We start from the raw sequence: 3,387 nt of genomic DNA on the forward strand, positions 1-3,387 counted from the left end.
AAAATTTTGGGAATTTGTTCAGTGTGATGCTCAAAAACGTTCTGCACGACTCCTCGTAAATACTAATTCCATAAAAGCTGTTGGTAGATATTACAACAGGCACGATGAGGAAATAATTGAAATTATTGTTGATGAAAGAATATCAGATTTTTTAAGAACAAATGAGTTAGGAAGAGGTCTTGCGTATCATTATGATGCGTATGTTCCAATTTAAAAAATAACAATTAATCCAGAAAGTATTAGCGGTAAAAAAATTAAGCAGATATTTAATTTTACAGAACAATAAGTAACATATTTTTGAGGGCGGTCTTTAGTTAATTCGTAAAACTCCACTATAAATTAAGTTTTTCCTTTTTTGTAGTTACAGATTGTAAGTTTGAAGAAAATTGCTCCTATACTAAGTATAGTATGAAGATTAGCCTACTTTTTATCTAGTATTTTAGATGGGAATGATATGTAACACAAATTAATTGAGTATTTTTGAGTCGCGATCGCTATTTTAGATGGAAGGAAATAGTTGTAGAAAAATTTGTGTAAACTTTCCAGGACTTGACATATTCTCTCAGTCTTGCTAGCTTTAATTTATCAACTTCAGAAAGGCTTTTTACAAAATAAGTGGTGAGGTATTAGCAGTACCTCACCACTTGGGCCTCTAAATTGGGTGTAGCAACTCAAAGGTTAATAGATATGGTATATCAATCAATACGAGCGCGTCAAGGTAGTCGCGTGATTAAGTCTCGTTGTCTCATTTTACCCGAAAATTTCCCTACTCCACAGTTCACTTTCGGGGATTTAGTCCGGCTGATACAGGAGATGAAGGATATATTGTCGGGATGATTCTGTACCGACGTGAGATAGGATTATCATGGGAGTACAACTTGGACTTGACTGTTGAATCACCAAACTACTGGGAAATGCAGGGTATAAACATTTCAAATGGATGGGAAAGTCCGGCTGATACTTACTACAAGGAATCAAACTTAGTCCTAATAGATGGGTGATTATATATAATTCAAAGCCACTTCTTCTATTGTCCCATCAGGTCTAGTAATTTGTAGGGTAGAGCCTTGCACAATTTCTTTGTGAATTGGAATATAATTCCTGAGAATCATTTCAATAATCTGGCTTTTGCTTATCATTCGCTCTGATACAAAAGCGTCTAGCATTTCCATTGCTTCATCTGTTAGGATTATTGATATTCGTTTCCCTTGATTTCGGTCTATTTGGGGTGGTTGCTCTGAATTGTTCATTGGTTATAATATTCTTAGATTGAATCTCCAAAAACTATTATAAGCGATCGCTCTTATTAACTGGTAAGAGCGATCGCCTGGTAGTTAGGGAGATCATCTCCCTAACTCTTAGTAAAATTCTATAGATTAAAAAAATATAAAGTATCGAATTGAGATAGAACAAGAGTTGGGAATTATTGCGTTTGAAACTCCCCCATTTCAAATTTGTAGCTAATATTTTTTGTTTCAAAATTGTTGTTGTTTATTTTGTCAATTAAACTTTTGAAGTTTTGTTATCGCCACAAAATTGAATCTAATGCATTGTTTGCGTGAAGAATATATTTTTTGCTGACTATTCAGTGATTGCAACTAAAGTATGTTATAATCAATTAGCTAGAGAAATCTAATTTCTCTAGCCACAAAAACAGCCAACTCTACTAAACTTTGGCGAGTGCTGTAGAGTTGGCCAACCATTAGAATTATAACATGGAAAAAGACAATTCTCAACTTTCAATTTTTAACTTTCAGAACTCAAGAGTCCGTATTGTTTCTATTGATGGAGAACCTTGGTTTGTCGCTAAAGACTTGTGTGATACTTTAGGGCTTACTAATGTGTCCCAAACTTTAAGCAAACTAAGAAATAAGCAAAAGAGTTCTATCATTTTAAATGATGGTACTGAAGGAAACCCTACTACAGCAATAGTTTCAGAAGGCGGGATGTACAGATTAGTTCTTAAGTCTCGTAAGAAAAAAGCAGATGAATTTCAAGAGTGGGTAGAAGAAGAAGTCCTGCCGTCAATCCGTAAGACCGGACAGTATTATGTTGGGCAGCAAAAAGTTCCTACAATTGGAGAAATTTTGCAAACAATGGTAACAGCTTACCAACAACATGAACAACGTTTGTTAGCTGTTGAAGAAGATAGCGTTGTAATAAAGCAGCGGTTAGCAGAACAACAGGAAACTCTAGAAAGTACAGTAATGTTAGCCGAAGCTAATGCCAATGAATTGCAACGGTTCAAAAACGGGCATGGTTATTGGTATTCAATTGTCGGTTATATGGAAAAACATGGCATGGGTTCTTGTTCGACCAAACAAGCCGCAGCATTAGGACGAAAAGCTGCTGCTCTTTGCAAACAAATGGGTATTTCTCCTGAAAAAGTTAACGACCCTCGGTTTGGAACGGTTAACACCTACCCAGAACATATCTTAGCTGAAATTATCTAGGCGTAAAAACCTGAATCTGCACAGTATTTTTTGGTAAAACTTTTAATCTCCCCCAGCAGTTCATACTTGCTGGGGGAGAAAGTGGGTAGAGGTGATCGCTCATACTTAAGTTTTGTAGTCAAGGAGATTATCGGTTATCTCTTTAGCAGAAAAAAATAAGTCAAAACTGACCTTTAAATAACTAACTCAACCCTATTAAACAAAACTATCCAATACCTTGCTCACAAAAATAGGGGGAACACTTAACCCACAGATATAAGCAGCATAACCACTTTTTTCAGGCATATAATAATTATCAGGAAATCCAGAAAGTCGGGCGATCGCTCTTGAGTTTAATATTTGAAACTGATTTATTTCAGGGTTCCATATAGCAATAGATTTATTTCTACTACAGCCTTTGTGGTCAACTCCACTCATTGCCCTTATTGTCCAGCAGTTACTATCTTCATCTGAGTATAAAGATTTGCCCATGCTAAAAAAGTTTTCTACAAGGATAAACCTACTTCTATCTACCTTTTGATTATTCAAAAAGTTATCAACTCTAGGGTTAATATCATTTACCTTAAATTGAGGAATTAAATCACGGATTGAATCATACCAACCAACAGAAGGAAGCCTTGGTATTCGGTTGACTTGAATATTTTTTCTACAAGCTCTAATTATCAATCTAGTCCTACTTTGAGGGACGTTATAATGAGAAAGGTTATAATTCCGATAATCTACTTTATAGTTATTATTTTTCAACCAAGTTAATATCATTTCAAAAGCCTTAAAATTAGCCCAAGCTGGTACATTCTCTAAGCAAACAATATCAGGTGTTAATCTAAATAAAATACAAATCAACTTCTCTGCCAATAAAGTATCTAAATCTGATTCTTTTTGGCCATGAAGATTGCTCATGTTTGATGCTCTATCACAAGGCAAAGAAGCCCAA

Annotated in this window: 6 protein-coding genes; 3 read left to right on the forward strand and 3 right to left on the reverse strand. The window is 35.0% G+C overall.

The window, feature by feature from the left end:
• Both F6K40_RS39425 and F6K40_RS39430 read left to right on the forward strand, forming a co-directional pair.
• Window positions 1-214 (forward strand): hypothetical protein (locus F6K40_RS39425; RefSeq protein ID WP_293145523.1); only part of this gene is annotated, 214 nt, incomplete at its 5' end.
• Window positions 215-740: 526 nt separating this feature from the next.
• On the forward strand, window positions 741-1,001 hold the full coding sequence (locus F6K40_RS39430) for a hypothetical protein (RefSeq protein ID WP_293145525.1): 261 nt from the start codon (window positions 741-743) through the stop codon (window positions 999-1,001).
• Here the strand turns inward: F6K40_RS39430 and F6K40_RS39435 are convergent, their stop codons facing one another.
• Both F6K40_RS39435 and F6K40_RS39440 read right to left on the reverse strand, forming a co-directional pair.
• Window positions 1,002-1,250, reverse strand: coding sequence for a hypothetical protein (locus F6K40_RS39435; protein ID WP_293145528.1), 249 nt, complete (start codon window positions 1,248-1,250; stop codon window positions 1,002-1,004).
• 37 nt (window positions 1,251-1,287) lie between these two features.
• A complete protein-coding gene (locus tag F6K40_RS39440) occupies window positions 1,288-1,479 on the reverse strand; it encodes a hypothetical protein (protein ID WP_293145531.1) in 192 nt (63 codons plus the stop codon).
• Window positions 1,480-1,715: 236 nt separating this feature from the next.
• Here F6K40_RS39440 and F6K40_RS39445 point away from each other — a divergent pair, with 236 nt between their 5' ends.
• Window positions 1,716-2,453, forward strand: a complete 738-nt coding sequence (locus F6K40_RS39445; protein WP_293145534.1) for a BRO-N domain-containing protein — start codon at window positions 1,716-1,718, stop codon at window positions 2,451-2,453.
• Between the two features lie 195 nt (window positions 2,454-2,648).
• Here F6K40_RS39445 and F6K40_RS39450 read toward each other — a convergent pair.
• The coding region (locus tag F6K40_RS39450) for a DNA cytosine methyltransferase (protein WP_293145537.1) at window positions 2,649-3,387 on the reverse strand (739 nt) is incomplete at its 5' end.

The sequence above is a fragment of the Okeania sp. SIO3I5 genome (genome assembly GCF_010672085.1).
Classification (GTDB): Bacteria; Cyanobacteriota; Cyanobacteriia; order Cyanobacteriales; family Microcoleaceae; genus Trichodesmium.

Coding starts and splice junctions, on each gene's coding strand:
- F6K40_RS39435 (WP_293145528.1), bottom strand. CDS start 1,250: ATGAACAATTCAGAGCAACCACCCCAAATAGACCGAAATCAAGGGAAA.
- F6K40_RS39445 (WP_293145534.1), top strand. CDS start 1,716: ATGGAAAAAGACAATTCTCAACTTTCAATTTTTAACTTTCAGAACTCA.